The 24,428-nt window shown below is 55.8% G+C and carries 16 protein-coding genes and 1 riboswitch; of the genes, 9 read left to right on the forward strand and 7 right to left on the reverse strand.

The window, feature by feature from the left end:
• The first annotated feature begins 87 nt into the window (after positions 1-87).
• The 4 genes from C2U68_RS16555 to C2U68_RS16570 all read left to right on the forward strand — a co-directional run bounded on the left by C2U68_RS16555 (position 88) and on the right by C2U68_RS16570 (position 4,407).
• On the forward strand, positions 88-768 hold the full coding sequence (locus C2U68_RS16555; protein WP_140913578.1) for a c-type cytochrome: 681 nt from the start codon (positions 88-90) through the stop codon (positions 766-768).
• A gap of 46 nt (positions 769-814) precedes the next feature.
• Positions 815-1,432 carry a thiol:disulfide interchange protein DsbA/DsbL gene (locus C2U68_RS16560; RefSeq protein WP_140913579.1) on the forward strand — a complete coding sequence of 206 codons (618 nt, stop codon included), beginning with the start codon at positions 815-817 and terminating at the stop codon, positions 1,430-1,432.
• A gap of 110 nt (positions 1,433-1,542) precedes the next feature.
• The gene (locus C2U68_RS16565; RefSeq protein ID WP_140913580.1) at positions 1,543-3,081 is read left to right on the forward strand and encodes a GGDEF domain-containing protein; all 1,539 of its coding nucleotides are present in this window, start codon (positions 1,543-1,545) and stop codon (positions 3,079-3,081) included.
• A 12-nt stretch (positions 3,082-3,093) separates the two neighbouring features.
• Positions 3,094-4,407: a GGDEF domain-containing protein gene (locus tag C2U68_RS16570; RefSeq protein ID WP_140913581.1), complete on the forward strand. Its 1,314-nt coding sequence runs from the start codon at positions 3,094-3,096 to the stop codon at positions 4,405-4,407.
• Positions 4,408-4,465: 58 nt separating this feature from the next.
• Here the strand turns inward: C2U68_RS16570 and C2U68_RS16575 are convergent, their stop codons facing one another.
• Both C2U68_RS16575 and C2U68_RS16580 read right to left on the reverse strand, forming a co-directional pair.
• Positions 4,466-5,149 carry a hypothetical protein gene (locus tag C2U68_RS16575; RefSeq protein ID WP_186289645.1) on the reverse strand — a complete coding sequence of 228 codons (684 nt, stop codon included), beginning with the start codon at positions 5,147-5,149 and terminating at the stop codon, positions 4,466-4,468.
• Between the two features lie 231 nt (positions 5,150-5,380).
• Complete coding sequence (locus C2U68_RS16580) at positions 5,381-7,054, reverse strand: exo-beta-1,3-glucanase (protein WP_313901418.1); 1,674 nt, start codon at positions 7,052-7,054, stop codon at positions 5,381-5,383.
• Positions 7,055-7,338: 284 nt separating this feature from the next.
• Here C2U68_RS16580 and C2U68_RS16585 point away from each other — a divergent pair, with 284 nt between their 5' ends.
• A complete protein-coding gene (locus C2U68_RS16585) occupies positions 7,339-9,066 on the forward strand; it encodes a multicopper oxidase domain-containing protein (protein WP_140913583.1) in 1,728 nt (575 codons plus the stop codon).
• A gap of 60 nt (positions 9,067-9,126) precedes the next feature.
• On the opposite strand, the gene C2U68_RS16590 is transcribed toward C2U68_RS16585, so the two are convergent.
• Positions 9,127-10,779 carry a multicopper oxidase family protein gene (locus C2U68_RS16590; protein WP_140913584.1) on the reverse strand — a complete coding sequence of 551 codons (1,653 nt, stop codon included), beginning with the start codon at positions 10,777-10,779 and terminating at the stop codon, positions 9,127-9,129.
• 240 nt (positions 10,780-11,019) lie between these two features.
• Here C2U68_RS16590 and C2U68_RS16595 point away from each other — a divergent pair, with 240 nt between their 5' ends.
• Positions 11,020-13,656 carry a UPF0182 family protein gene (locus C2U68_RS16595; RefSeq protein ID WP_140913585.1) on the forward strand — a complete coding sequence of 879 codons (2,637 nt, stop codon included), beginning with the start codon at positions 11,020-11,022 and terminating at the stop codon, positions 13,654-13,656.
• 21 nt (positions 13,657-13,677) lie between these two features.
• Here C2U68_RS16595 and C2U68_RS16600 read toward each other — a convergent pair whose 3' ends face one another.
• The gene (locus C2U68_RS16600) at positions 13,678-14,124 is read right to left on the reverse strand and encodes a sigma D regulator (RefSeq protein ID WP_260839377.1); all 447 of its coding nucleotides are present in this window, start codon (positions 14,122-14,124) and stop codon (positions 13,678-13,680) included.
• 90 nt (positions 14,125-14,214) lie between these two features.
• Here C2U68_RS16600 and C2U68_RS16605 point away from each other — a divergent pair, with 90 nt between their 5' ends.
• Positions 14,215-15,042: a hypothetical protein gene (locus C2U68_RS16605; RefSeq protein WP_140913586.1), complete on the forward strand. Its 828-nt coding sequence runs from the start codon at positions 14,215-14,217 to the stop codon at positions 15,040-15,042.
• Between the two features lie 74 nt (positions 15,043-15,116).
• Here the strand turns inward: C2U68_RS16605 and C2U68_RS16610 are convergent, their stop codons facing one another.
• From C2U68_RS16610 to C2U68_RS16620, 3 genes are read right to left on the reverse strand one after another with little or no spacing between them, the layout of a single operon-like run.
• On the reverse strand, positions 15,117-15,593 hold the full coding sequence (locus C2U68_RS16610; RefSeq protein ID WP_260839378.1) for a hypothetical protein: 477 nt from the start codon (positions 15,591-15,593) through the stop codon (positions 15,117-15,119).
• 56 nt (positions 15,594-15,649) lie between these two features.
• The gene (locus C2U68_RS16615) at positions 15,650-16,483 is read right to left on the reverse strand and encodes an SDR family oxidoreductase (RefSeq protein ID WP_140913587.1); all 834 of its coding nucleotides are present in this window, start codon (positions 16,481-16,483) and stop codon (positions 15,650-15,652) included.
• Positions 16,480-17,070 (reverse strand): DUF4124 domain-containing protein, encoded by a 591-nt coding sequence (locus tag C2U68_RS16620; protein ID WP_140913588.1) that lies wholly within the window; start codon positions 17,068-17,070, stop codon positions 16,480-16,482. Before C2U68_RS16620 ends, C2U68_RS16615 begins: the two co-directional genes overlap by 4 nt.
• A gap of 79 nt (positions 17,071-17,149) precedes the next feature.
• Between C2U68_RS16620 and recC the strand changes: the two genes are divergently transcribed.
• Both recC and recB read left to right on the forward strand, forming a co-directional pair.
• Positions 17,150-20,251, forward strand: a complete 3,102-nt coding sequence (gene recC / locus C2U68_RS16625; protein ID WP_140913589.1) for an exodeoxyribonuclease V subunit gamma — start codon at positions 17,150-17,152, stop codon at positions 20,249-20,251.
• Entirely contained in the window at positions 20,241-23,753 is a 3,513-nt protein-coding gene (gene recB, locus C2U68_RS16630; protein ID WP_140913590.1) for an exodeoxyribonuclease V subunit beta, read from the forward strand. Before recC ends, recB begins: the two co-directional genes overlap by 11 nt.
• A gap of 531 nt (positions 23,754-24,284) precedes the next feature.
• Positions 24,285-24,364, forward strand: a riboswitch (cyclic di-GMP riboswitch).
• The last annotated feature ends 64 nt before the right edge of the window (positions 24,365-24,428 follow it).

Below are 24,428 nucleotides of genomic sequence, written 5' to 3' on the forward strand. Positions count from 1 at the left end.
ATCGGTTAGAATCCGGCCATTATAGCGCTTGGCGGCCGACGGCCGCGTGCTTTGTGCCGATCAACCTTTCCTGAGCAGGGGCCCATAATGATAAGAAAATTCCTGACTGTTTCCATCTCTTTGGCGTTGGCGTCCGCCGCCGGTTATGTCCACGCCCAAGGCAACGCCAGCGCCGGCAAGGCCAAGGCCGCCAGTTGCGCGGGTTGCCATGGTGAAGACGGTAACAGTACCATGCCAAGCTTCCCGAAGTTGGCCGGCCAGCACCAGGGCTATCTGGTGAAGCAATTGCAGGCCTTTAAGAACGGTAGTCGAATTGCGCCTATGATGGCGCCGTTGGCGGCCGGACTGGACGATCAAACCATTCAGGAAATCGCCGCTTACTACGCCGGCAATAAAATATCCGCCAATCCTGCTCCGGTTTTGCCGGCCAGCGACGACGATGACGACGCCCCGGCCAAAACCGACGAGCAGAAAAAGGCCGAGTTGGCGGCATTGATCGCGCAGGGCAGCGATTTGTACCGCAACGGCAATTTAAGCCGGGAAGTCTCGGCTTGCGTGGCGTGTCACGGCCCTTATGCGGAAGGCAACAAACCGGCCTCGTTCCCGTCGTTGCATTCGCAACATGCCGATTATCTGATTAAAACGCTGACCGATTTCAAGACCGGCGCCCGTAGCAACAATCGGGAAAACATGATGCACATGATCGCCACCAAGATGACCGATGAGGATATCAAAGCGGTTTCTTATTACATCTCGACGATGAAATAAGCCCATCGAAGCCGATTGTCGGGATTATTTTTTACGGAGAACTTTGATGTTAAAAATTATTGCGTTGCTGGGGCTGTTCGGTTTTGCCACGTTGGCGAATGCGGAAGGCGGTTATGATCCCGTCTCGCCGGCGCAACCGGTGCAAAATCCGGCTAAAGTCGAAGTTATCGAGTTTTTCTGGTACGGCTGCCCGCACTGCTACAGTCTGGAGCCGGCAATGGTGGCGTGGCTGAAAACCAAGCCGGCCAACGTCGAATTTATCCGCCAACCGGCGGTGTTCAGCGAGCTGTGGGGCAAGCACGCTAAAGCTTATTACACCGCAGAAGCTCTGGGTGTATTGGAAAATGTGCATGCCGACCTGTTCAACACCGTCCAAGCAGCGCTTCGAGACAAAAAGCCGGCACTAACAGACGAAGACGACTTGGCGAAATTTTTTGCCGCCCACGGCGTGAAAGAGGAAGATTTCCGTGCCGCCTACAGCTCGTTTCTGGTCGACGCCAAATTGCGCCAGGCCGAATCGATCGGGCCGCGCTACGGCATTACCGGCGTGCCTTCTCTGGTGGTCAACGGCAAATACAAGGTGACCGCGCAGTCGGCCAAATCACAGGCCAATATGCTTAACGTGGTCAACCAGCTGATCGCCCAGGAAAGCCCCCAAAAATAAGGCTGCAACAGCCTTGGCAGCTTCCGGCAGGGACGCGGAAGCCGTCCGTCGCAATTTTGGCCATAGGCTATACTTGGCCCGGAGAAAGTTTCGATATTGAGGCGGAGTTCATGGTTTTTTTCAAAAACAAGGAAGAAGGGCCGGAAAAGTGGAAGGAGAAATATCTCCGGCTACTGGATGAGCAGGAGCAAAGCGAAAAGCAGTTCAAAGCCAACGAAGAATTACTCTGCAAAACCATCGTCCGTTTTGCGTTAGCGGTGAAAGGGCTCAACCGGCAGTTAGACCCGCATTTGAACCGGATCCGCAATTTGTTGAAAAGCGGTCTGCAAAGCCAACAGCTACAACAGGAATTGTCTGCCTTTTCGGCCGCGTTGGCCAAATTGGAAGATTCGGCGGAAACCAATTTTGCCGATGCGGGCTTGTTATTCGAATTTCTCGGCAAACAATACCCGCCGTTGCAGCTTCGCTTCGACCACGTTCGCGACGATTACGAAAACCGCCGGTTTAATAACAACCAAGGATTGTTCTTGGCGCTGTTGGAACTGATCGAAGCCGAAAACAAAGCTCAGGCGCTGCCGGCTCTCGGTGTAGAGCTGCCGGCCGGCGACATCGATGTCGATGCGATCCACATTCAGTTGATACGCTTGCTGGACAATGCCGAGATCCCGTCGTTTTTCGCGGCGGATGCCGAGCAACTGAAACGGCGGATCCAGAACGAACGGCAGCCTTTGGGACGGGTGTTCGACGATACCATCAGCCTGTTGCTGTCGATAAAAAACCATCTGGAAGCCGAGCAGCGCGAAATGGCGGTATTTCTGGCCGCGTTAACCGAACAGTTGACGGAGCTTGGCATCAGAGCCACCGGCGTCAACTTGGCCGCCGAAAACAGTTTGAAAAAACGTAACCTGTTGGATCGCACCGTATCCGAACAGATTCAGGAATTGAAGGAAAAAGCTGAAAATGCCACCCAATTGGAACCGCTCAAGCAAGTCGTCAGCAGCCGGCTCAGTACCATCAGCGAGCAAATTCAGGAACACAATCGCCGGGAACAACAGGAACGCGATCGGGTGAGTCAAGAAATGCAGGCCTTGGCAACGAAATTGAAGGAAATGGAATCCGAATCCGGCGAATTGCGTTCGCGGCTGGATGTCGCCCAGCAGCGGGCAACCCGCGATCCATTGACGGGTTTGCCGAACCGATTGGCCTTAGAAGACCGGCTCGCCGACGAAATCGCGCGCTGCAAGCGGCACAAGTCGCCGCTGACGATGATCGTCTGGGATGTGGATTTGTTCAAGGCTATCAACGACACTTACGGCCATAAGTCCGGAGATAAGGCGTTAGTCATTATCGCCAAGTTATTGACCGAACATTGCCGGCAAACCGACTTCGTTTCCCGTTTCGGCGGCGAAGAATTCGTCATGTTATTGCCTGATACCAATGCCGCGGCCGGACTGCAAGTCGCCGAAAAACTGCGTAATACGGTACAAGGCTGCAGTTTCAACGCCAATGGCAACAAAGTGAACATTACCCTGTCCGGCGGCTTGAGTCAGTACCGGGAAGGCGATAGCACCGAGGCCTTATTCGAACGTGCCGATGCCGGCTTGTACCAAGCCAAGCATTCCGGACGGAATCGTTGCGTCGTGGTTTAGAGCGATTGTACGATGGCGATTCAGTCTCCTTATTCCGCCCCGGTCGATATCGAAAAATTTCTGTATAAGTTGGTCATCCAACTTTTGATTTTCAGCCAGGGCAGCCACAAATTGCTGGAGCCGCATCTGGTTACGATCGGCGCTAGATTGCGCAGCGGCGCAAATTTGCATGACTTGTTGCAGGAGCTGCAAGCCGTGTCGAAAACGTTGCTGCAAATATCCAAGCAAGCTAAGGAAGAGCCCGGAAGCGATAGTTCGGCCGCTGCCCAGCACGACTACGTGTTTCAACGCCTGGAGGAACTGTTAGGCGAGGCCGAGGTACCGCTAAGATTTCAGCAGCAGACTACGCTGCTCCGGCAACGCGTCCACGCCAGACAAACCGGGCAAGCTTATAAACGTGTAATCGACTCGGCGATCGAGTTGTTGTTGAACATCAAGGACTACGGGGCTTCCGAGAAAAAGGATCTTGATCTGTTTCTGGCCGACTTGACCGACCAACTGGGCGAAATCGAGCAACAGGCCGAAACCGCCAGCAAAGCCAACAAATTGTCGATGGACAATCGCAACGACCTGAGCGAAAGAATTTCGCGGCAGGTCGGCGATTTGAAGGACTCTGCACAATCGGCGCAAGGACTGGCCGAGTTGAAAACCCACACCAGCGAGCACCTCGACCGTTTACTGGAACAGTTGCTCGAACACAAGCAGATCGAAGACGTGCGCCAGCTCGAAGCGCAGCAGGAAATCGAGATCATGACGCAAAAATTGCAGGCCTTGGAAACCGAAACCGAGACTTTGCGCACCAAGTTGAAAATCGAGCACGACAAAGCAATGTGCGATTCGCTGACCGGGTTGCCCAACCGGTTGGCTTACAACAACAGAGTGGAAATGGAAACGAATCGCTGGAAGCGCTACAAGGAGTCGTTGGCGTTGGTGATTTGGGATATCGACCATTTCAAGCAGATTAATGACAATTACGGCCACAAAGCCGGCGACAAGACTTTGGCTTTGGTCGGTCAATTATTGTCAAGCAACTGTCGGGAAACCGATTTCGTCGCCCGATACGGCGGCGAAGAGTTTGTGATGCTGATGCCCAACACCCCTGAAGACCAAGCCCTGGAAGTCGCAGACAGCATTCGCAGTATTGTGCAGCATTCCGGATTTCATTCCAACGGCGAGGAAATCAATTTAACCTTGAGTTGCGGCGTCAGCGAATTCAAGGAAGGCGACCAGCACGAAGACGTTTTCGTTCGAGCCGACCAAGCGTTGTACCGCTCCAAACAACAGGGGCGAAACCGTTGTACTTTATTCACCGACGATCTCGGCTAGGGGCGCGGTAAGCGCCCGCCTGCGCTATCTAACGTAATTGCCGGGCGGCAAGGCGGGATTAGTTGAAAAAGAAAGGGTAGCGGGCGGAACGGTAAGGTCGGGTAGCGGCCATACAGCGATCGAACACGGTAATTGCTTGGTCGCAGGAAATCACTTCTTGCTGGCTGTCCAAAATGTAGTGGGCCAAATTCAAAATGCATTTCCAATGCCGGCGATCGTCGATAATCCGGAAGGCTTCGGCCAGTAATTCCTGCATTTTCTTTTCGCGCTCGGCCCTGGATGAAATGAAGTGCTCCAAATAGCTTGAGGCGGTCTCCAGATCGCTGTATCCGCCGTAGTTGTGCAGCGCGTTGAAATTAATCAGGTTGAGATTGAACACCTCGTCGTCGCGGATTGCCACGTATTTGGCTTCGGCTAACGGGCCGGCCAGCAGATTCACGACATCGGCTTCGTAAGCCCTTTGGCAACTGTGCTGTTGATGTTCTGCAAGTAATGAAAAACTTTCGACGACGGCGATCGGCAGGTTTTGGATCAGATTACCGTCCACCACTTTGGCAAAGAACTGGTCTTTACCCGCTCCGGGGCGTTGGACATGGATTTCGAAAAACACGGGAGGTAATTGCTTTTGCCGGTTGCCAAGGTAAATGGCCGCTGCGTGGCCGGCTTCGTGAAAAGCGGTGCGTAAGTCCAATTCGTCCGGATGCACGAAAGTGGACGTCGAAGAATGGTAGTTTCTTTCCATAATGACAACCTCGTCCAAAAAAAGATGCGGCGCAAGGCCGCATTGAGGAAGGATATTAAAACTCTTTACCCTTTAGGAGAGGGAGCGCATACATAAGAGTTGCATATAGTTTACTGGCGGGCTAGGGATTTGAGAATGTGACAAATTGCCGCGCGGCAAACTGTCGCTCGATATTGAGGCTTGGAAAACATCGCGCCGAAGGCACGGTTTCGGCAGCCGAAGTATCTAGCATTAGCGATCAGCGTTCTGCGGTTTGCCGAACCAAAACGGTAACGACAGCACCGCCAGATAAACCAGCCAAGTCGTTAATTGCCGGTTGTTCAGCGTGTAACTTAGCGCGACCGGCAAGCCTTCGGCGATGCCGGGATGAGCCTGGATGAAATCCCGGCCCACCATAAATGCCAGGCTTTCGCCGACCACCATTCCGGCAATTGCGAAACACAGTAAGTAGGCGACGACACGGCTATGTTTGAGGCCTGATTCCCAGCCTATCAACTGATCGAACGCCAGCAAGCCGCCGTTGGATTTCCCAGGTCCCAACCATCGGGACACGATTAGCGCGACCAAGCCGGAAACCGGAACCGAAAACTGTTCGATCGGGAAGCTCAGATAGCGGCCATTGACTGCCAGGCCGTAAGTTTTGTACAGCGCCAAGCCGACAAACAGTAAGTATCCTGTCCGCAATGCCTTTGCCAGCTCCAGCGATCCGGGGCGGCCGGCCAGGATTTGCTGCACCCGGCCAAGCAACAACCCGGCCATTGCCGCGTTGGCCACCACTATTAATAAGGTGTAAAGCCTTTGCCAGTCGCTGTAGCTGGTATACCAAAGGAAATCGGCCAGCGTGACCAAACAGGCGCTGAAGGTCTGAATCGTCGCCAAAACCAGCAGCATCGCCCGCCAAGGCAAGGCTTGCAGCTTGTTAAAAAAGACTCCAACCACCGCCAAGCTAAGCAATGTGGCCGCCGCCAAGCGCCATGTCCAGTTCGGCGTTTCCAGCACCGGCCCGGTTAACGGAAATACCGGTTTGCGGGAAGCCGAGAACAGGCCCCAGTTAGCGCCGACCACGCCTTCCAACTCGCTTTTCCAGGGCTGATTGAAGGCTTCGACAATGTTGTAATCGAAATTATGGCGCTGGGCGACCTGGATCATGCCGCGGATGAACTTGGCTTCGTTGACCACGCTCGGTACTGCCAGGCCCCGCTGGCGACCGGCACTGGGCCAGCCGGACTCGCCGATCAGAATCGGTTTGCCGGGGGCGATGCCGCGCGCTTCGTCTTCCACTTGTTTGACGATTTTCTCCAAATGTTGCGTCGCATTTTCCACCGAGATCGGCTCGTCCTCCCAATAGGGCAGAATATGAATGGTGATGAAATCGACCTCGTTGATCAGTTGCGGATGCTTCATATACATCGACCAGACGTCGGCATAAGACACCGGTTGCTTGACCGCCTGCTTCACGGCGCGGATGTAACCGATCAGCCGATCGACATCCATTTCGCCGCGCAACAAAACTTCATTGCCGACGATGACCCGTTTCACGACATCGGGATTCGCGTTCGCTGATTTGATCAAGGCTTCCATTTCCCGTTGGTTGTCGAGATAAATCGCATCGATCCAACAACCCTGAATCATCTGCAAACCGTATTTCCGTGCTAATTCGGGCGTGGGTTGCATGCCGCCCAGGCTGGAATAGGTGCGGATGGTTTCGGTTTTATCCGCCAATAAACGCAAATCCTCATCGACGTGTTCGGGCAGCGGAAACTTTGCCAGCAACGGATTGAAGCCTTCACGGAACGGCGCAAACGACAGACTCATCAACTTGCCGGCCGGAACGTCGGTGCCGGCATCCTGCGGGCGGTTACTGAGCCAGGCATAGCCGCCGTGAACTGATAAAATTAGGATCAAACAAAGCAGGAGTCGGAGGCTGGGCATAATGTCGCGTGCTGAATTAACGGGCAAATATTTTGTCCGACGATTAGCAAAAAGCGCCGGTTATGGAATTATAAGGCATAGCCGCTTCGCCCGATTGCAAGGTTTTCTCGGCTGGCGAACCGAGCCGCCTCGGCGGCAAAATTGTTAAATAATTTCTGTACTTTACCCATGGGTTCTGGTTACAGTATCGCGCTTTTTCTGATGTTCGGATGCCCTGTCGAGCTATCCGCTAATTTGTCTGTTTTATGAGGTTTTGTATGCATAAAAAGGTTATCCCCATGCTGTGTGGCGCGATGTTGCTGTCCGGTTCGCACTGGGTTTTGGCGGCGGCGGACAAGCTACCGGCAAGTACTAACGTCAAATTGGGGGCGGCAGAAGAGTTTTGTTCAGAATTTACCGATCCGAAATGGCGCGAGGCACAAGTGATCGACGGTGTGGAAATTCAGGAGTCGCGGATGTGCAATCCGGACAACCCTGCCGAGATCGCTGCGTTTGTAAAAGGTACCAACAATATTTCCATGGCGACCCTGATGGAAACCCAGTTGGCCGCCGATGCGATCACCGTCAGCAACGACATGGACGGCGACGGCGATCCGGACCATTACATCATCAAGCTGGAAATTGCCGAGCTCAACGGCCATTCGCCGGACATGAAGGAACCGACTACGACTTTCGACATTGCCCCCGGCATTCAGCCCACGTTCTGGGTTTATGCGCCCAAAACCCGTGACATGTCGACTCTGAGTCTATACGAACCGGTGGCAAATCCGCTGTTGCGTGCACCGTCGCCGGTAATCCGCGTAGAGCAAGGTGACATCGTTTGGATTGTGTTGGAAAACAGTCACTACTTCCCGCATTCGATTCATTTGCACGGTATCGATCATCCTTACATGGACCATGGCGGCGAAGGCAACGACGGCGTCGGCCAGACCGGGCAAATGGACGTGATGCCGGGCCAAAGCAAAACCTATGTCATCAAACCCCGTCAGCCGGGCACGATGTATTACCATTGCCATGTTCAGCCCCACACGCATATTCCGATGGGTTTGCAAGGTATTTTTGTGGTGGAAGAAAACCGCCCGAATAACTGGGTCCAGGTGTTTAACGTCGGTGCCGGCCAAGTCCGCCATCCATCGGTAGCGGTCAAGGAAAAATATGCGGGCGAATACGATCTGCACTACCAATCCGCGGACAAGGAGCTGCATGAAATGGTGCGTTCCGCTAACGATCCGCGGATTATCGCCCGGCGCATGAATCAGGAATACGATATCACCGAAGCCAAGCCGGATTACTTCATGCTCAACGGCCGCTCGTTCCCGTACACTTTACGCGAATCGTTGATCCTGATGGAAGAGAATAAAAAGGTCAAAATTCGCGTCCTGAACGGCCACGAGGAAGAGTTCGCGTTGCATATCCACGGCCATAAACCGATGGTGACGCATTACGACGGCGTCGATAACGGCCCCTCTTCTTATATCAAGCGCGACGTGCATGGCATGGTTCCGGCACAGCGACTTGATCTGGAACTTAGCGGCGTCGACGACGGCTTGAATAGTTTCGGCCAAGGCGTCTGGATGTTTCACGACCATGTCGAGAAATCGTTCACCACCAACGGTATCGGCGAAGGTGGCGACATTAGCTTGGTGGTTTACAAAGGCTACATGGACGAGCGCGGCATCCCCAAAGTTCACGGCATGAGCTTGGCACCGTATTTCACCAAGGAATTCTGGCAAGGCAAATTCCCCGCTTGGCAGGATTACGATGCCTGGAAAAGCCTGGGTTTACCGGACATTTCCAACAAGAAACAAGCTGCATTCGTACCGCCACCGCCTGCACCGGCTAAAACCGATGCCGCTGGGCAACCGGCGTCCGCCGAACAATCGTCATTTTTCGGCCAATTGGTTACCGGTCTGATTTTAGGCGGTTTGGCTTATGTCGGTTTTGCCAATCGGCAACGTATCCTGGATTTATTCGGGAAAAAGTAATCCGAACTAGCCGCTAAAACACGCCGGTGTCGAGCTTGTCTCGGCACCGGCGTTTTGTTTTCAGCCGATGTAATATTGGCGCATCATGCCCAAATCTTCGTGCTCCAGATTGTGGCAGTGATACAGGAATAAGCCCTTGTAATCCTGGAACGGCTTGATGATGTTCACCTCTTCTCCCGGCATCACCAATACCGTATCCTTCCAGCCCGAATCGATAAACCCGTCTTTCACCGTTGCATAGTCTGCGGCTTTGGTATTTGCACCGTTGCGGGACAGGATCTGGTACTGCTGGCCATGCAGGTGTATCGGATGGGCCATTTCCATCATCATGCCCCCCATTCCGCCCATGCCCCTGCGGTCCGATTCCGCGCCGCCGCGCATGCCGCCCATCCGGCCCATGCCCATACCGCCGCTGTGTTGGCCGTCCGCGCCACCATGGTCGTGGAAGATTCTGATTTTTTTGATCGAGCCCAGCGCCACTTTCTCGTAATCCATGACCCTGTCCATCGAGAACGAAAGTCCGTTCAATAGCGGCCGCATATGGCGAATCGACAAAGCTATCGGAATCGGGTTGTCCCGGTTGTCGACATTGGCTTCGCTTAGGCGCTGCAACGGCACCAGGGTTTTCGGCAACTTCGGCGAGTCGGCAACTTTTTCGCTGACCTTGAACGCCGCGATCGGAAATTTCGCGCCCTGCGCCAACTTGCCATGCATCATGCCCATGCCGCCATGCATCCCCGGCAAGGCGCCGGAATAGGCCAGGCTGTTTAGGGTCAAGCGCGTGCCAACGGCTCTGCCGCTGAAATCCAGCCACAAATCGACCCGCTCGCCCGGAGCCAGCATGATGTAGGGCCGGGTTTCCGGCTGCGCCAGCAATCCGGCATCGGTACCGATCGCTGTCAATGGCGTGCCGTCGTCCCAACCGAGTTTGTAGATTCTGGAATTGGAGCCGTTGACGGCACGAAACCGGTATGCGCGGGATTTGACGTTGAATTCGGCCTGCGGTTTGCCGTTGACCAATATCGTGTCGCCCAAAAAGCCCATCATCCGCTCCGGCATCGCCTGCAGATATTGCAATTGGTTTCGCTCGTCGAAACGCCGGTCTTGAATGACAAGCGGCAGATCGAATTCGCCGCGCGGCAAATCGAGCTTGGCTTCGTCGGCGTCGTTGACCACGATCAAGCCGGCCAAACCGCGATAAACTTGTTCGGCGGTCAAGTCGTGGGCGTGCGAATGGTACAAACTGGTGCCTGCCCGATTCAGTACTTCGAATTCGTAAACGTATTGCTCGCCGGGCTGTATCGAATACATCGGGTGGCCGTCGCTGTGCTGCGGCACATGCAGACCGTGCCAATGAATGATGGACGGTTCCTGCAGGCGGTTATTGAAAAATATCCGTACCTTCTGGCCCTGCTGCAAGTTTAGGATCGGGCCGAGATAATTGTCCGGCAGTGTCCGCAATGTGCTCGCCGGCCCCTTTAAAAGCGAGGCGCTGTAGGTTTGTACCCGTGTGGCCGGGCCGTCTGCAAAAACGCGTACTTGCGACGTTTGCGCGGAAAACTCGATTTCGACATCGGCATTAAATCCCGGCGTGGCTTTGCGCAGCAGGCTGCTGCCGGTCGCCGCCGACAATCCAGGCAGCGCCGCGAAGGCTGCTCCCGCTGCCGAAGTCTGCAAAAACCGCCGTCTGCTGTGGTTGGTTTGATGCGTCATTTTCCTCTCCCCCTGTTGGCCCTTTGAAAAAGCTCATAATTATTGGGTTTGAACATACTCCAAATTCCGGTGCCGAACAACTTGCCCTTAGGCCTTGACCGCCAGCCCGCGGCAACCCAATCACAATCCGGAATTGGGTGTTAGAATGCTCGGCGAGCGATATGCAAACGCCTAACCGGGCCGATTTAACTCCGGTCGGGGCCACGGCGGGCAAGCGTAAAACTATTAAAAGAGGACATTATGCGTAACTGGAAACTGTTGCCGGCGCTGATGGCGGCAACCCTGGTAGTAGCTGCCGTTTTGTACGTGGCGTTCTACTTCGTGTTTCTCGATTTTTTCGTCGATTTATGGTGGTTTCGCTCGCTGGAATTCGAAACCTACTTTTGGTTGAAGCTGCTCTATCGCTTTATCTTTTCCGGGGCGGTTACCGCATTCTTCTTTGCAATCTTCCTGTTTCATTTCTGGATCGCCTCCCGTTACCTGGGCCTTAACCCGCCTGACGACATCTTGATGGACGACGGCAAACGCCGCCGTTTTCAGCGTTTTGCCGATGTGTTTATGACCGGCTCGGCTAAGGTTTACACGCCGGTCTCGCTAGTGTTGGCGATCGCGATCGCGGTCCCTTTCTACTTGCAATGGGAACAAGCGCTACTGTTCTTCTTCGGCGAAGCCGCCGGCATCACCGACCCGGTATACGGCAACGATGTCAGCTTCTACATGTTTTCGTATCCGATTTACATGTTGATTCAAAAGGAATTACTGACTACGGCCGCGCTGGTGCTGTTGGCGACAGGCGTGTTGTATTGGCTGGAACACGTGTTTGTACCCAACCAAAGTAAGGAGTTTCCGCTCGGCGCCAAAATCCATCTGGCGGTTCTGTTCGGCTTTGTCGTGCTGTTCGTGATCTGGGGCTTTCTGCTGGACCGGTTTTCGCTGCTGTATTCCGACCAAAACGAACCGGTGTTTTTCGGCCCCGGCTTTGTCGAATTGCATTACCAATTGCCGTTGATTTGGCTGGAAATATTTTTCATCGCCGCGATCGCGGTCTCTATCGTGTTTTATGCATTTTCGGAACGGCACCGCAGCAAAACCCCGACCATCGTTGCCGTGCTCGGTTATCTGGCGGTCTGGGGGCTGAGCGGCTCGCATACCATTCCGGAAATGATCGAAAAGTTTATCGTCAAGCCTAATTTTACCCGGACAGAGGGCGATTCGATGCTGCACAACATCGATGCGACGATGGCGGCTTACGACCTGAACAACATCAAAGTCGTCGATTTCAAAGTCAATCTCGACGCGACCAAAGATATCGAGGCCTGGTCCAACGTCAAGCATTTCGAAAACATTCCGGTCTGGGATCGCGAGTTTTTGATCGACAGCTACATGCAGTTGCAGGGTTTGCGCTCGTACTACGTGTTTCCGACTGTCGACGAAGACCGCTATTTCATCAACGACCATTTTCAGCAAGTCAATCTGGCGGCGCGGGAAGTCAACATCGAGCGCATGCCGAAGGAAGCCCAAAACTGGGAGAACACCCATCTGCGTTTCACCCACGGTTACGGTGCGGTGGTTTCGCCGGCGGCGCAAGACGCCGGTATTCCAATCGTCTGGTATCTGCGCGATTTGAACATGAGCTCCGACGTCGGCTTTTCGGTCAAATATCCGGATATTTATTACGGTCTGGAAAAGTATCGTTATGCCATTGTGCCTAACCAACTGGCGGTATCCGATATCTCCACGTCGGCACCCGACGAAGGTAAAGATTACCGCGGCAATACCGGCATCCCGATCCCATCGCTGTTTAGAAAGCTGTTGTTTGCCTTTTATTTGAAAGACGAAAAAATCTTTTTCTCGCCAAGTATCTCGGGCGACAGCAAATTATTGCTGCGCCGCAATATCGACGAACGCATCAGCGCGTTGACTCCGTTCCTGCATCTGGACAAAGACCCGTATCTGGTCATCGACAAAGACCGGTTTTACTGGATCCAGGACGCCTATACGCTATCGAAATACTATCCGGTCTCGAAACCGGCCGCCGACGATTATCTGGACGGCAGCCACCAGTTCAATTACATCCGCAATTCGGTCAAAGTGGTGGTCGACGCTTACGACGGCAGCGTCGACTATTACATTGCCAACCCGGACGACCCGATTATCAAGGCATACAGCCGAGCCTACCCCGGACTGTTAAAAAACCTGAAGGAGATGCCGGATCACTTGCTGAAACATTTGCGCTATCCGCGCGATTTGTACTTCATGCAAATGAAGATTTACGCCAAGTACCACCAAAACACGCCGGAGTTGTTTTACGAGCAGGCCGAAACCTGGCAATACGCCACGGTCGACGGCCAATCGGTTTTGCCCTATTTCATTACGATGGATTTCAACCGTTGCAACGACACCGAAGAATTCGTCATGATCAATCCGATGACGCCGATTCGCCGCGACAATCTGAGCATGGTCGGCCTGGCCGGCACTTTGGACGAAGCCGACTGCGGCCGCGGTTACAAACCGGGTATTACCATCTTCAAATTTCCGAAGGATGTACAGGTCAACGGTCCGTCGCAGGTCAATGCCTTGATCGACCAGAATCCGGAAATCGCCGCCCAATTCACGCTGTGGAACCAACAGGGTTCTGAAGTGAAAAAAGGCCGCATGGTGATTTTGCCGATGGGCAATTCGATTTTGTACGTGCAGCCGATTTACATGCTGGCGACCAAAACCAAAATGCCCGAGTTAGCCCGAGTTATCGTCTCGATCGGCAATCAAGTGGTGATGGATAAGACGCTGCAGGCGGCATTCGACCATTTGAAAGCGCAGTTTATCAAAGGGGCTAACGGCCCGGCCTCCGGCATTTCGGCAGTCGGCGGCAAATAAGCCTTTGGTGGTTTCTACGGTTCAATGCAGCAGCATGGAGCAAAGCTGGTCTTCCAGCTCCATGCGTTCTGCCAAGTGCTCGCCGAGTACAGATAAGTCTTGCGCCAGATTATCGGTTTTGAATTTGCGCCGGCCTTCGTCGTAGGTGTCGCTGAACGATACCGCCGAGGCTGTGATCTTGGAAAACGCCGGATAAATCCGTTCCGCATAGTTCAGTGCCGTAGATTCGTCCTGTGTTTCGGTTAATAGATGCTCGTAAATGCCGAAATGGCCGAGTGAAATATAATCGATCAGTAGCTGAGAGAATTCGGATAGCACGGAGCGCAAATGACTGTCGCCATTGAATGGCAGCATTTTCCCTATCTGGCAATACAACTCCCAAACCGCGGAGCGTTCGGCCAATAATGTTTCGACCCAATGCCGGGCGCTGGCGCTTTTTTCGGCGCGGTAGACGTTAGACTCGATCACTGAAGTTCTCCCTAAATAAAATGACGAGCCTTAAATTTAAGTCACTTATTAACAATATTCAACAACACATTAAAAACAAAGCATTTTTTAATGAAAAATGTGAACGACTCAGCACCTGAGATTTTTGTTTTTGTGGCCCTGCCCTGTGAAGCAAAGCCCCTGGTTGCCGCCTGGAAGCTTAAAAAAAACACGCAAATACAAGCGTTTGCCACTTACCAGAATCAAAACAGCGTTCTTACGGTTAGCGGCCTGGGAAAAGTAGCGATGGCCGCAGCAGTGGCCTACACGCTGGCGCGCCACCCGGATGTCGCGCAACCCTTGTTGTTGAATTTTGGCGTGGCCGGACATCGCAATCTTCCGCTAGGCAGTTGCGTTTTGGCTGACCAAATCATTGACGCCGACAGCGGCCGGCGCTTTTATCCGCAGTTGCCTTTCTCGGTGCCGTGTCCGACATACGCTTTAAAAACAATGTCCCAAGCAGATGAGACATATAGCGACGGCTACATCCGCGACATGGAAGCCTCCGCCTTTTTCGAAACCGCGGTTAAATTCAGTTCCAGCGAACTGGTTCATTGCTTGAAGGTGGTATCCGATAACGCCGACTCGCCGCTGGCGAACATCACTGAGGATGCGGTAACAAACTGGATTGGCGGCCGGCTTTCGGTTGTGGCAGACCTGATAGTTGCGCTGAGGGAGTTGAGAGCTGTAATAGCGGGGCCTGACGGGCGGGATTGTCAAGGCATCCTGAGTCGATTTCATTTCACCGCGAGCAATGCTGCAAAATTACAATCGCTATTGAACCGGTGGCATTTGATGAATGGCGTGTCGGTGGATTTAGCGAAAATCGATGCCAAAAACGCAAAAGACTTGATTGCGCAACTGGAAGCCTTAGTGGCTGAAAAGCAATTTTATTTGTAACGGGAAGGCCGTTCTGGAACGGTAGAGCAGACGGGATAAAAAACAGGGCGCCGAAGCGCCCTGCCGCGAAACGATTACAGCAATTTTTTCAAGCCATCGATGCCGGCTTTCGCTTTTGCCAAGTGCTCTTTAGACTCTTGCAGGTTGGCGGCTTTAGCAGCGGTGATAGCGGCTTTCAGGTGAGATCTGACTTTTGAATTTTCTCTGGCAACTTTATCGTTGGCATTGATTTCTTCGGAAAAATCAGCGGCTTTTTTGATCAGGGCTGCAACTTCAGCGTCTTCAGCGCCGTTGTTAATCGCAGTCTCGGCAGCAGCGATACGCTCTAAAACGCCATTGATCGCATCAATAGGTTTGTAGGACGTTCTGCCGGCTTCGGCAACCGCAGCAGTCGAAAAAGAACCCATAGCGGCAGCCAAAGAGAACGCGATAACAGCACTTTTTAAAATTTTCATGTATTGAACCTCACAGTTATTTTTATAAGAACATATAGCTGCTAATCCAACCGATTTAGCCACCACATGTTGGGCCGGGATAATAGCATAGTTCATGCGCTTTGCTAGCGAGTTTATTGGCGAAAATCAGGGTTTTTCCGGCCCGTTTCGCCTCATTCGACGCTGACCAGTAACTTATCCAACCACGCTGTCGGCAGCAGGCGTTTCAGCCAGGCAAACAGATGGGTCGGGACGGTCACCCGGTAACGGATTTTAGGTCGCGCGGACTCCAATGCCGCTGCGACTTTTTCGGCGACTGCCGTGGCCGGCAAGGTAAACGGCGCCGCCGGACCTTGCTTTTGCAGGCGAGCCTCCATGGCTCGATAGGTTTCTTTGTGGACGCTGCGTTCCGGGTCGATGTTTTGCCGGTACAAGGCAAACGCGTTCTGCCGGAAACGGCTCTCGATCGGCCCCGGCTCGATCAATACCACATGCACGCCGCTGCCGCGCAATTCCAGACGTAAAGTATCGACCAAACCCTCCAGCGCGAACTTGCTGGCGTTATAGGCGCCGCGGAATTTCATCGCTACAAAACCCAGCACCGAACTGTTGTAAATGATCCGGCCGTGGCCTTGCCGACGCATCACCGGCAACAACAAATTGGTTAACTCGTGGACGCCGAAAAAGTTGGTTTCGAACTGGTTGCGCAATACATCCCGACTCAGATCCTCCACCGCTCCTGGTTGGCCGAACGCGCCGTTGTGAAACACCGCATCGAGCTTGCCGTCGGTTAACCTCAATAACTCGTCTACAGCAACACGAATGCTTTGCGAGTCGGCCAGATCGAGTTGCAGGCATTCGTAGCCCTCGCCGCGCAAGCGTTCGACATCCTCCGCTTTGCGCGCCGAGCAGATCACCCGGTGGCCGCGCAATTTCAGATACAGAGCGGTGCTATAACCGATGCCCGACGAGCAACCGGTAATAAAAATGATTTTGCCTTGGGTCATGGCTGGCTCAGGTCGCTTTCGCTGAAGGTATAGGTTTTACCGCTGCTGCAGTTGATCGAGAACACCAACTGGTCCAATTTGCTTTTGCCGTTCAGTTCGTCGGCTTCGACCCGTTGGCATTCGCCGCCGGCCAAGGCTTTCTGAGCTGCTAAACGCCGAAATTTCTCGACATCCGGCAGCCGGGTTTCGAACGGTTTGATTTCAACCGGTAATTTCTCGGGATCGTAGGGTGGGACGGCAAAAGCGGAAAACTGCAGCGGATTTTGCTTGATCAGGCTTTGGGTTTGCTCGCTTTCCGATTTGGCCGCCTGCTTGGTTTGCGCGATCAAGTCCAGTTTGGCCTGCTGCGCCGCGCGCTCCTGCTCTGACTGCAATTTCTTCAATTCGGCTTCGTCGGCTTGCTTCTTCTCTTGTGCGGTGATGTCGACGCTGCTGCCGGTCTTGGGATTCATTTGCACCGCTTTATGTTGCTCGGTGCACGGCGACGACTGATAGTTAGTATGGCCGCTGGCATCGGTGCATTTATAAACGCCTGCCCAGCTGTCGCAAGACAGACACAGGGCAAAAACAAAGAACAGATTTTTCATTGTATTCCTGTTGGTTAAACGCTACTGTAAAACTATCACTTAGCTTGCCCTTACTGTAAACAGATTTTTCAATCCGCCGATGTTCGTCCTGCACAGCTCCAACAAAACCGAAAACCTGCTGGAGCACCTGGTCACGGTCATTAGCGCCGCACCGTTATCGTCGCCGTTCGCCGCCGAGTTGTTCTTGATTCAAAGTCAGGGTATGGAACGCTGGCTATCGCAGCAACTGGCAGCGCGGCTGAAGGTTTGGGGCCATTTCAGCTATTTGTTCCCGGCCAAATTCTTCGCCGAAATCGCCGCGACGCTGCACGACGAACTCTACGAGCCAGCCTTCGACCGCCATTGGATGCTATGGCGCTTCGAAGCCTTATTGCGCGATCTCGACGCCGAAGTGTATCAGGCTTTGCGGCAATATCTAGTCGGCGAAAACGCCGAGCTTAAGCGTTACCAATTGGCGCAACAATTGGCGCGGGTCTACGACCAATACCAGATGCTGCGGCCGGACCTGCTCGAGGCCTGGCAAGCGCGGCGCCTGCTATACGGTAGCCCGGCGGAAGCCTGGCAAGCCCAGTTGTGGCGCGCCGTCGTTGCCGAAATCGGCCAGCGTCACCGCGGCGCGCACTGGCTGCAAGCGATCGCCAAACTGCAGCAAGCGGAACCCGGTGCGTTCGCCGGGCAATTGCCGGAACGGGTTTCGGTATTCGGCGTCAACAGCTTGCCGCCGCTGATGCTGAACTACCTGCAGGCCTTGTCCCGCCATTGCCATGTCCACCTGTATCTACTAAATCCGGTCCAGGGTTACTGGGCCGACCTGCCGCCGAAGCGGCTGCTGGCCGAATTGCAACAGTTCGACGGCCATCCCTTACTGGTCCGGCTGGGTCAGCAAGGCCGCGAATTCCAGCAAATGTTGCTGGAGCAGGCCGAATTCGCCTTCGAACCCAGCAGCTTCGAGCCGGCTGAGCCAGAGACCGTGCTGCAATGCCTGCAAAACGACGTCCTTGCCAACCGGGTACCGCAGCAAATCCGGCTGGCGGCCGACGCTTCGATCGGTATTCACGCCTGCCACTCGCGCCTGCGCGAAGTGCAAGTGTTGAAAGACCAGCTATTGCAAACCCTGGAACAACACCCCCATCTGGATCTGCGCGACATTGTCGTGATGGCGCCGGACATCCAGGCCTACGCCCCGTTCATCAGCGCGGTATTCGACGACATCCAGCATGCCGTCGCCGACCGCAGCCTGAAAATCAGCGATCCGCTGCTGGACGCTTTCATCCGTTTTCTGAAACTGTCGCAAAGCCGGCTGGGCTGGCGCACAGTCATGGATTTACTGGAGCAACCGCAGATTCACACAGGCTTCGGTTTGGCGGCTGCCGATCTGGAATTGATCGCCTATTGGCTGCAGGAGTTGCACGTGCGCTGGGGGCGTTCGGGCGAGGCCAAGCAAGCGCAGGGCCTGCCGCCGACGCCGCAGAATACCTGGCAGGCCGGCCTGGAGCGGTTGTTCATGGGTTATGCCCTGGCCGAAGACGAGTTCGTCGACGACATCCTGCCCTACCCGGATATCGAAGGCTCTTCGGCACAGGCGCTGGGTGGCCTGAACGCTTTCCTGCAACTACTGTTCCGGGCCGGCGACGAGTTGGCGGCCGAGAAAACCCTGAGCGAATGGCAAACCTGCCTGAGCCGCTACGCCGACGGCCTGTTGGCCGGCGCCGAAACGGCGCAACGCCAAGCGCTGAATGAGCTGCTGGCCGAAATGGCGGAGATGGCCGCGATTCACGACCGGCCGCTGGCTTTGGCCGTGATCGTCGCCTGGCTGCAAGGCCGGATGGACGAAACCAAATCCGGCGCCGGCTTTCTGCGCGGCCAACTGACTTTTTGTTCGATGCTGCCGATGCGGTCGATCCCGTTTCAGATCATCGCCTTGTTGGGTATGAACGACGGCGAATTCCCGAAAATCGAACGCCAGCCGACCTTCGACCTGCTGGCTGCGCATCCGCGCTTGGGCGACCGTTCGCGCCGCGCCGACGACCGCTACCAATTTCTGGAAATACTGCTGTCCGCCCGCCGGCAATTGATCGTTACCTATCTGGGCCAATCGCTGCGCGACAATAGCGAAATTCCGCCGTCGCCCATCGTCAGCGAATTGCTCGAGGTACTGCGCGACGGTTACGGCCTGGACGGCATCGTGGTTCGCCACCCGTTGCACCCGTTCAGTCAGCGTTATTTCCTCGGCCAGGATCCCAACCTGTTCAGCTACGCCCGCCACGATTGCGACACCGCCCGCCGCCTGCGCGGCGAGAAACCGGCGCCGCAGCCCTGGTGGTCCGGCGCGTTGCCGGCCGAAACCGACACCGTGATCGAAATCGACCGCTTACGCCAGTTTTTCCACCACCCGCAACGCTATTTTTTCCGCCACTGCCTGGAACTGCAGCTTCCCAGCTTGATAGTCGACGCCGAAGAGCGCGAACCGTTTGCCTTGAACAGCCTGGAAGACTATTTGTTAGCCCAGGATTGGCTCGATGCCGAACTGCAGGGCAAAGTATTTTCGCTGGCAAAATTGCAAGCCCGCGGTTTGTGGCCGGCCGGCGCCGCCGGCGAAATCGCCTGGCGCCGCCGCCAGCCGGCAATCACCGAATTCGCCGCGATTATCGCCGGCAAACAGCTGGGGGAGCCGCTACCGCCCCAGGCTATCGATCTGGCTATCGGCGATTATCGATTGGTCGGCAAACTGGGGCGTTTACACCAACACGGCGGACTGATTTACCGCTTCGGCAAACTGAAAGGCCGCGATTTTTTCGGCGCCTGGTTGCAGCATTTGATCGCCAACCGCATCGCGCCGCAAGCCACCCACTTGGTATGCGTCGATGCGGACTTACGTTTTCCGGCCCAAGCCGAACCCGACGACGCGCTACCGCAACTACTAGCGATTTTCCAGAGCGGCCAAAGCCGGCCCGACGCGTTTTTTACCGAAGCGGCATTGGATTTCGTGCGCCATAACGACCCGGAAACGGCGCTGGCCGCAGTGACCAAACGTCTGGCCGACGCCATCGAACAGGGTTACGAAGCGGAAATCGGCCAACTGTTTGCCTACCGCGACTTGAGCGATTTGCTCTGCGACGCATTTAGTGGGTTCTGCCGGGATTGGCTGGAACCGGCCTGGAGGGCGGCGCATGCAGAGTAAGGCCTTCGACGCCACTCGCGGCAAGCTGGAAACCGGCATTAATCTGATCGAAGCCAGTGCCGGTACCGGCAAGACCTACACCATTGCGATGCTGGTGCTGCGCTTTGTGGTCGAATGCCAGCTCGACATCAAGCAACTGCTGGTGGTGACCTTCACCAAAGCCGCCAGCGAAGAACTGAAGGACCGTATCCGCGCCCGCCTGGTCGAGGCCCGGCAAATGCTGCTGCATCCGGCGCCGGGCGACGATCCGGCCATTACCGCTTGGCTGGCAGGCTTGACGCTGGATAGCGCCAGCATTCGCCAACGCTTGGAACTGGCACTGCTCGATATCGACCAGGCGGCGATTTTCACCATTCATGGTTTCTGCCAACGGGTGCTGGCCGAACACGCGCTGGAAAGCGGCCAGTTGTTCGATTGCGAACTGAGCGGCGACGTGGCCGAATTGAAGTTGCAGTGCGCCGACGACTTCTGGCGTCGGCAAATCTACCAACGCCCGGCCTGGCAAGCCGCATTGCTGCTGCGCGCCTATCCGACTCCGGACACCTTGCTGGATAGCGTGCTGCGCATCGATCTGCAGCAAAACGCCTACCCGCTGGATACCGATCTGGACGCCGATTTGGCGGCGCTGCCGGCCTTGCGCGCGGCCGCCGCTGCGCAATTGCCGACGGTAGCGGCAACCTTGATCGATGCGCTAGAAGCCGGCTACTTTAGCGCAAGCTTCGCCGCCGGTTTGCCGCAACGGCTGCAAACCCTGGCAGAGTGGTTGCAAGACCCGGAGCAGGATTTGCCGGATTTCGACTGTCTGAACCAAGTCACGTTGCTGGCCGGCCTGAACGGCATTAAATTCCGCAGCAGCAAGAACAAGCCGCTGCCGGCCGAGGAACAGAAGCAGCAGTATCTGGCTGGTCTGAATATCGATTGCGCGCCGTTCGAGGCTCTGGCCGATACGGTGCGGCGGTTGCCGGTCGCGTTGCGCGCCGCGTTGCTGGCCAGCTTGCGCACGGAGCTGGACCGGCGCCTGTTGCGGGAGAACGTGTTGTCCTTCGACGACCTGATCACCCGCTTGGCGGCGGCGCTGGACGGCGACAACGGCGCCTTGCTGGCGGCGGAATTGCGCCTGCGCTTCCGCGCGGCGTTGATCGACGAATTTCAGGACACCGACGCCAAGCAATGGCGGATCTTTTCCGGTGTATTTGCCAGCGCGGAACATTACTTGTATTTAATCGGCGATCCGAAGCAGGCGATATACAAATTCCGCGGCGCCGATATTTTTTCCTACTTCGCGGCCCAACAGCGCGCCGACCGGCATTACACGTTGCTGCACAATTGGCGCTCGCATCCGCATCTGGTGCAGGCGGTGAACCGTTTGTTCCGCCGGCAAAAACCGTTTTTGTTCGATCAATTGGATTTCACGCCGGTCATGGCCGGCCGCCAGCCCGGCGACGGCAGCATCGCCGGCGCGCCGCTGGTCCTGTGGCAGCTCGATAAAAATCCCGGCAAGCAGGAGCATTGGACCGCGCGCAAAGGTAGTTGCGGGGAAGTCTCGGCGCTGATCGAGCACGCCGTCGTCGCCGAAATCAGCCGGCTACTGACGGCCGGCCGCATCGCCGAAAAGCACGGCGCGGAACGGCCGGTGCAAGCCGGCGACATCGCGATTCTGGTGCGGAGCAATGCCGCTGCCGCCGCCTATCAACAGGCGTTGCTGGCAGCCGGCATATCGGCAGTATTGAACAGCAAGCAGTCGGTATTCGCCTCCATCCAAGCTTTCGAGTTGTACCACGTGCTGCGGGCGGTGGCCGGCGCCGGCCAAATCGATTTGTTGAAGCAGGCGTTGGCCACGCCTTGGTTCGGATTGGACGGCCAGCAATTGTACCGGCTGAGCCAGGACGAGGCGGAGCTGGACGCTTGGGTGTCGCGCTTTCAGGACTATCTGCAATGCTGGCGCAACCAGGGCCTGCTGGCGACGCTGCAGCAACTGCTGCGGCGGGAACGGATCGAACAACACCTGTCGGCGCAACCCCAAGCCGAACGGGTGCTGACCAATATCCACCATTTGGCCGAGCGGCTGCAGCAAGCGGCGATCGACGAGCATCTGGCGATCAACAAGACGCTGGACTGGCTGCGGCGGGCGATTCAGCAAGCGGCGCAAGACAGTAGCGAAGACCGCCAATTGCGGCTGGAAAGCGACGAGGACGCGGTCAAGATCGTCACGCTGCACAGTTCCAAAGGCCTGGAGTACCCGCTGGTGTTCTGTCCCGATCTATGGCGGCGCAGCGACCGGCTGAAAACCGAAACCGCTTTGGTGCAATGCCACGAACACGGGACGATGGTTGCCGACCTGGGTTCGGCACAATTCGCCGAACGCCGCGAACAAGCCTTGTTCGAAGAATTGGCCGAGGACCTGCGCTTGTTTTACGTCGCGTTGACTCGCGCCAAGTACCGCTGCTATCTGAATTGGGCCGACGTCCGCACCAAGGAGCGGGCCAACGATTCGGCCATGGCCTATTTATTCGAATTCGCCGACTGCGATTTCGCCGGCCAGCAGCAGGTGCTGCAACAGCTGGCAAGCGCAGAACCGGATTTATTCGAGTACCGCCTGCTACCGGCCGAAGCGGCCGGCGAGCTGGCCGAATTGCCGGCCGACCGCCGTGCTGCCGACCTGGCGTTGGCGCATCGCCGCCAAACCCGCAGTCTGCACAGCATCTGGCAAATGAGCAGCTACACCGCGTTGGCGGCGCTGAGCCTGGAGCAGACGCCGGAACTGCCGGCGGATAAAGCCGAAGAAAGCCACGACCAGCCGGCCGGCGATGAAGCCCTGCCGCGCGGCGCCCACACCGGCAACGTGATCCACAGCCTGCTGGAGACCGTGGCGTTTGCCGACTTGGCCGGTCGGCGCGACATCGGCCGCGCCAGCGCCCAAGCCTGCCTGCGCTACGGTCTGCAGTTGGCGCAACCGCAAATTTTGAGCGAGGTGCTGTACCGGGTAACGGCCACGCCGCTCAGCGAAGATCCGGGGTTTTGCCTGAAAAATCTGGCGCCGGCGCAGTGCATCAAGGAAATGCCGTTTTACCTGTCCATGCCGGGCCGGGTGGATACCGCCCGCATCAACCGGATCCTGGCCGCCTGTCCGGCCTACCAGGCGCTGGACGCCAAACAAATCAGCGGCTATCTGACCGGCTTCATCGATCTGGTCTGTTGTTACGGCGGCCGCTACTTTGTAATGGATTACAAAACCAACGCCTTGGCGGACTATAGCCAGGCCAGCCTGCTGCAGGCCATGCGCGAACACAATTACGGCCTGCAATATTGGCTGTACAGTCTGGTATTGCACGCATACCTGAGCCAACGCCTGCCGTATTACGATTACGCCCGTCATTTCGGCGGCGTCAAGTACTTGTTCGTGCGCGGCATGGAGCCCGAGCGGCCGGCAAGCGGTGTGTTCGCCGACCGCCCGGAGCAAGGTCTGCTTGGCGATCTGGCCGATGTGTTCTTCCGTACCTAGCCGATTTTCAGCGCTGCTACGATTTAAAAATCCGATTTTGCCTATTCTCGTGGTGGCTTGGCGGCGTCGATCCGGCCAGGGACAATCTAAATATGTTAAATCACCCAGGCCGGTATCGGGATTTGCCGATATCAAGCCAAAGAGCCAGCCAATACAATAAGTTACCATTTGCCGCTTAGGGGGTGTTTGGGTTAAATCCCCTAGCTTCCGCCGTCCGTTTCATCGCTTGGGCTTGTCGTCATCAGACCAAGCTGGAGCGGACATCCATTCTCTCAATCGCGACTCGAATCTCCCGTCCACCCTGTCAGGCCCCGCCGTTCCTGATATTTCAGCCGCTCGGCTTCCCGCTCCAGCCTGCTGAATCGGCATCTGGTTTTATTTGTTAGGACTGGCATGGTATCTGCTGAACTCCTGTTGTAGCGTTTGCCAGCGTTCTGGTGGCGGCTGTGGCCCGCCCGACCGGTGCGTTAGCAACCGCCGCTCACTAAAGGAATATGCCGTTCGGGGTCCAGCCGTCCGGTTTTCAAGTAGGGAGCACTTCGCCACATCCGCCGCAAGGTGGAGCCGGAAAGCCGCGGATCTCGCAAGCTCGAGACAGCCGGGCCGCCTCTCTTGCGAGAGTCATCGACGGCTTGAGTCGTTCAAGCCGCTTATAGCGTTTATATCTTTCATTTA

Origin of the sequence: Methylomonas koyamae (assembly GCF_006483455.1) — a bacterium.
Taxonomy (GTDB): domain Bacteria; phylum Pseudomonadota; class Gammaproteobacteria; order Methylococcales; family Methylomonadaceae; genus Methylomonas; species Methylomonas koyamae_B.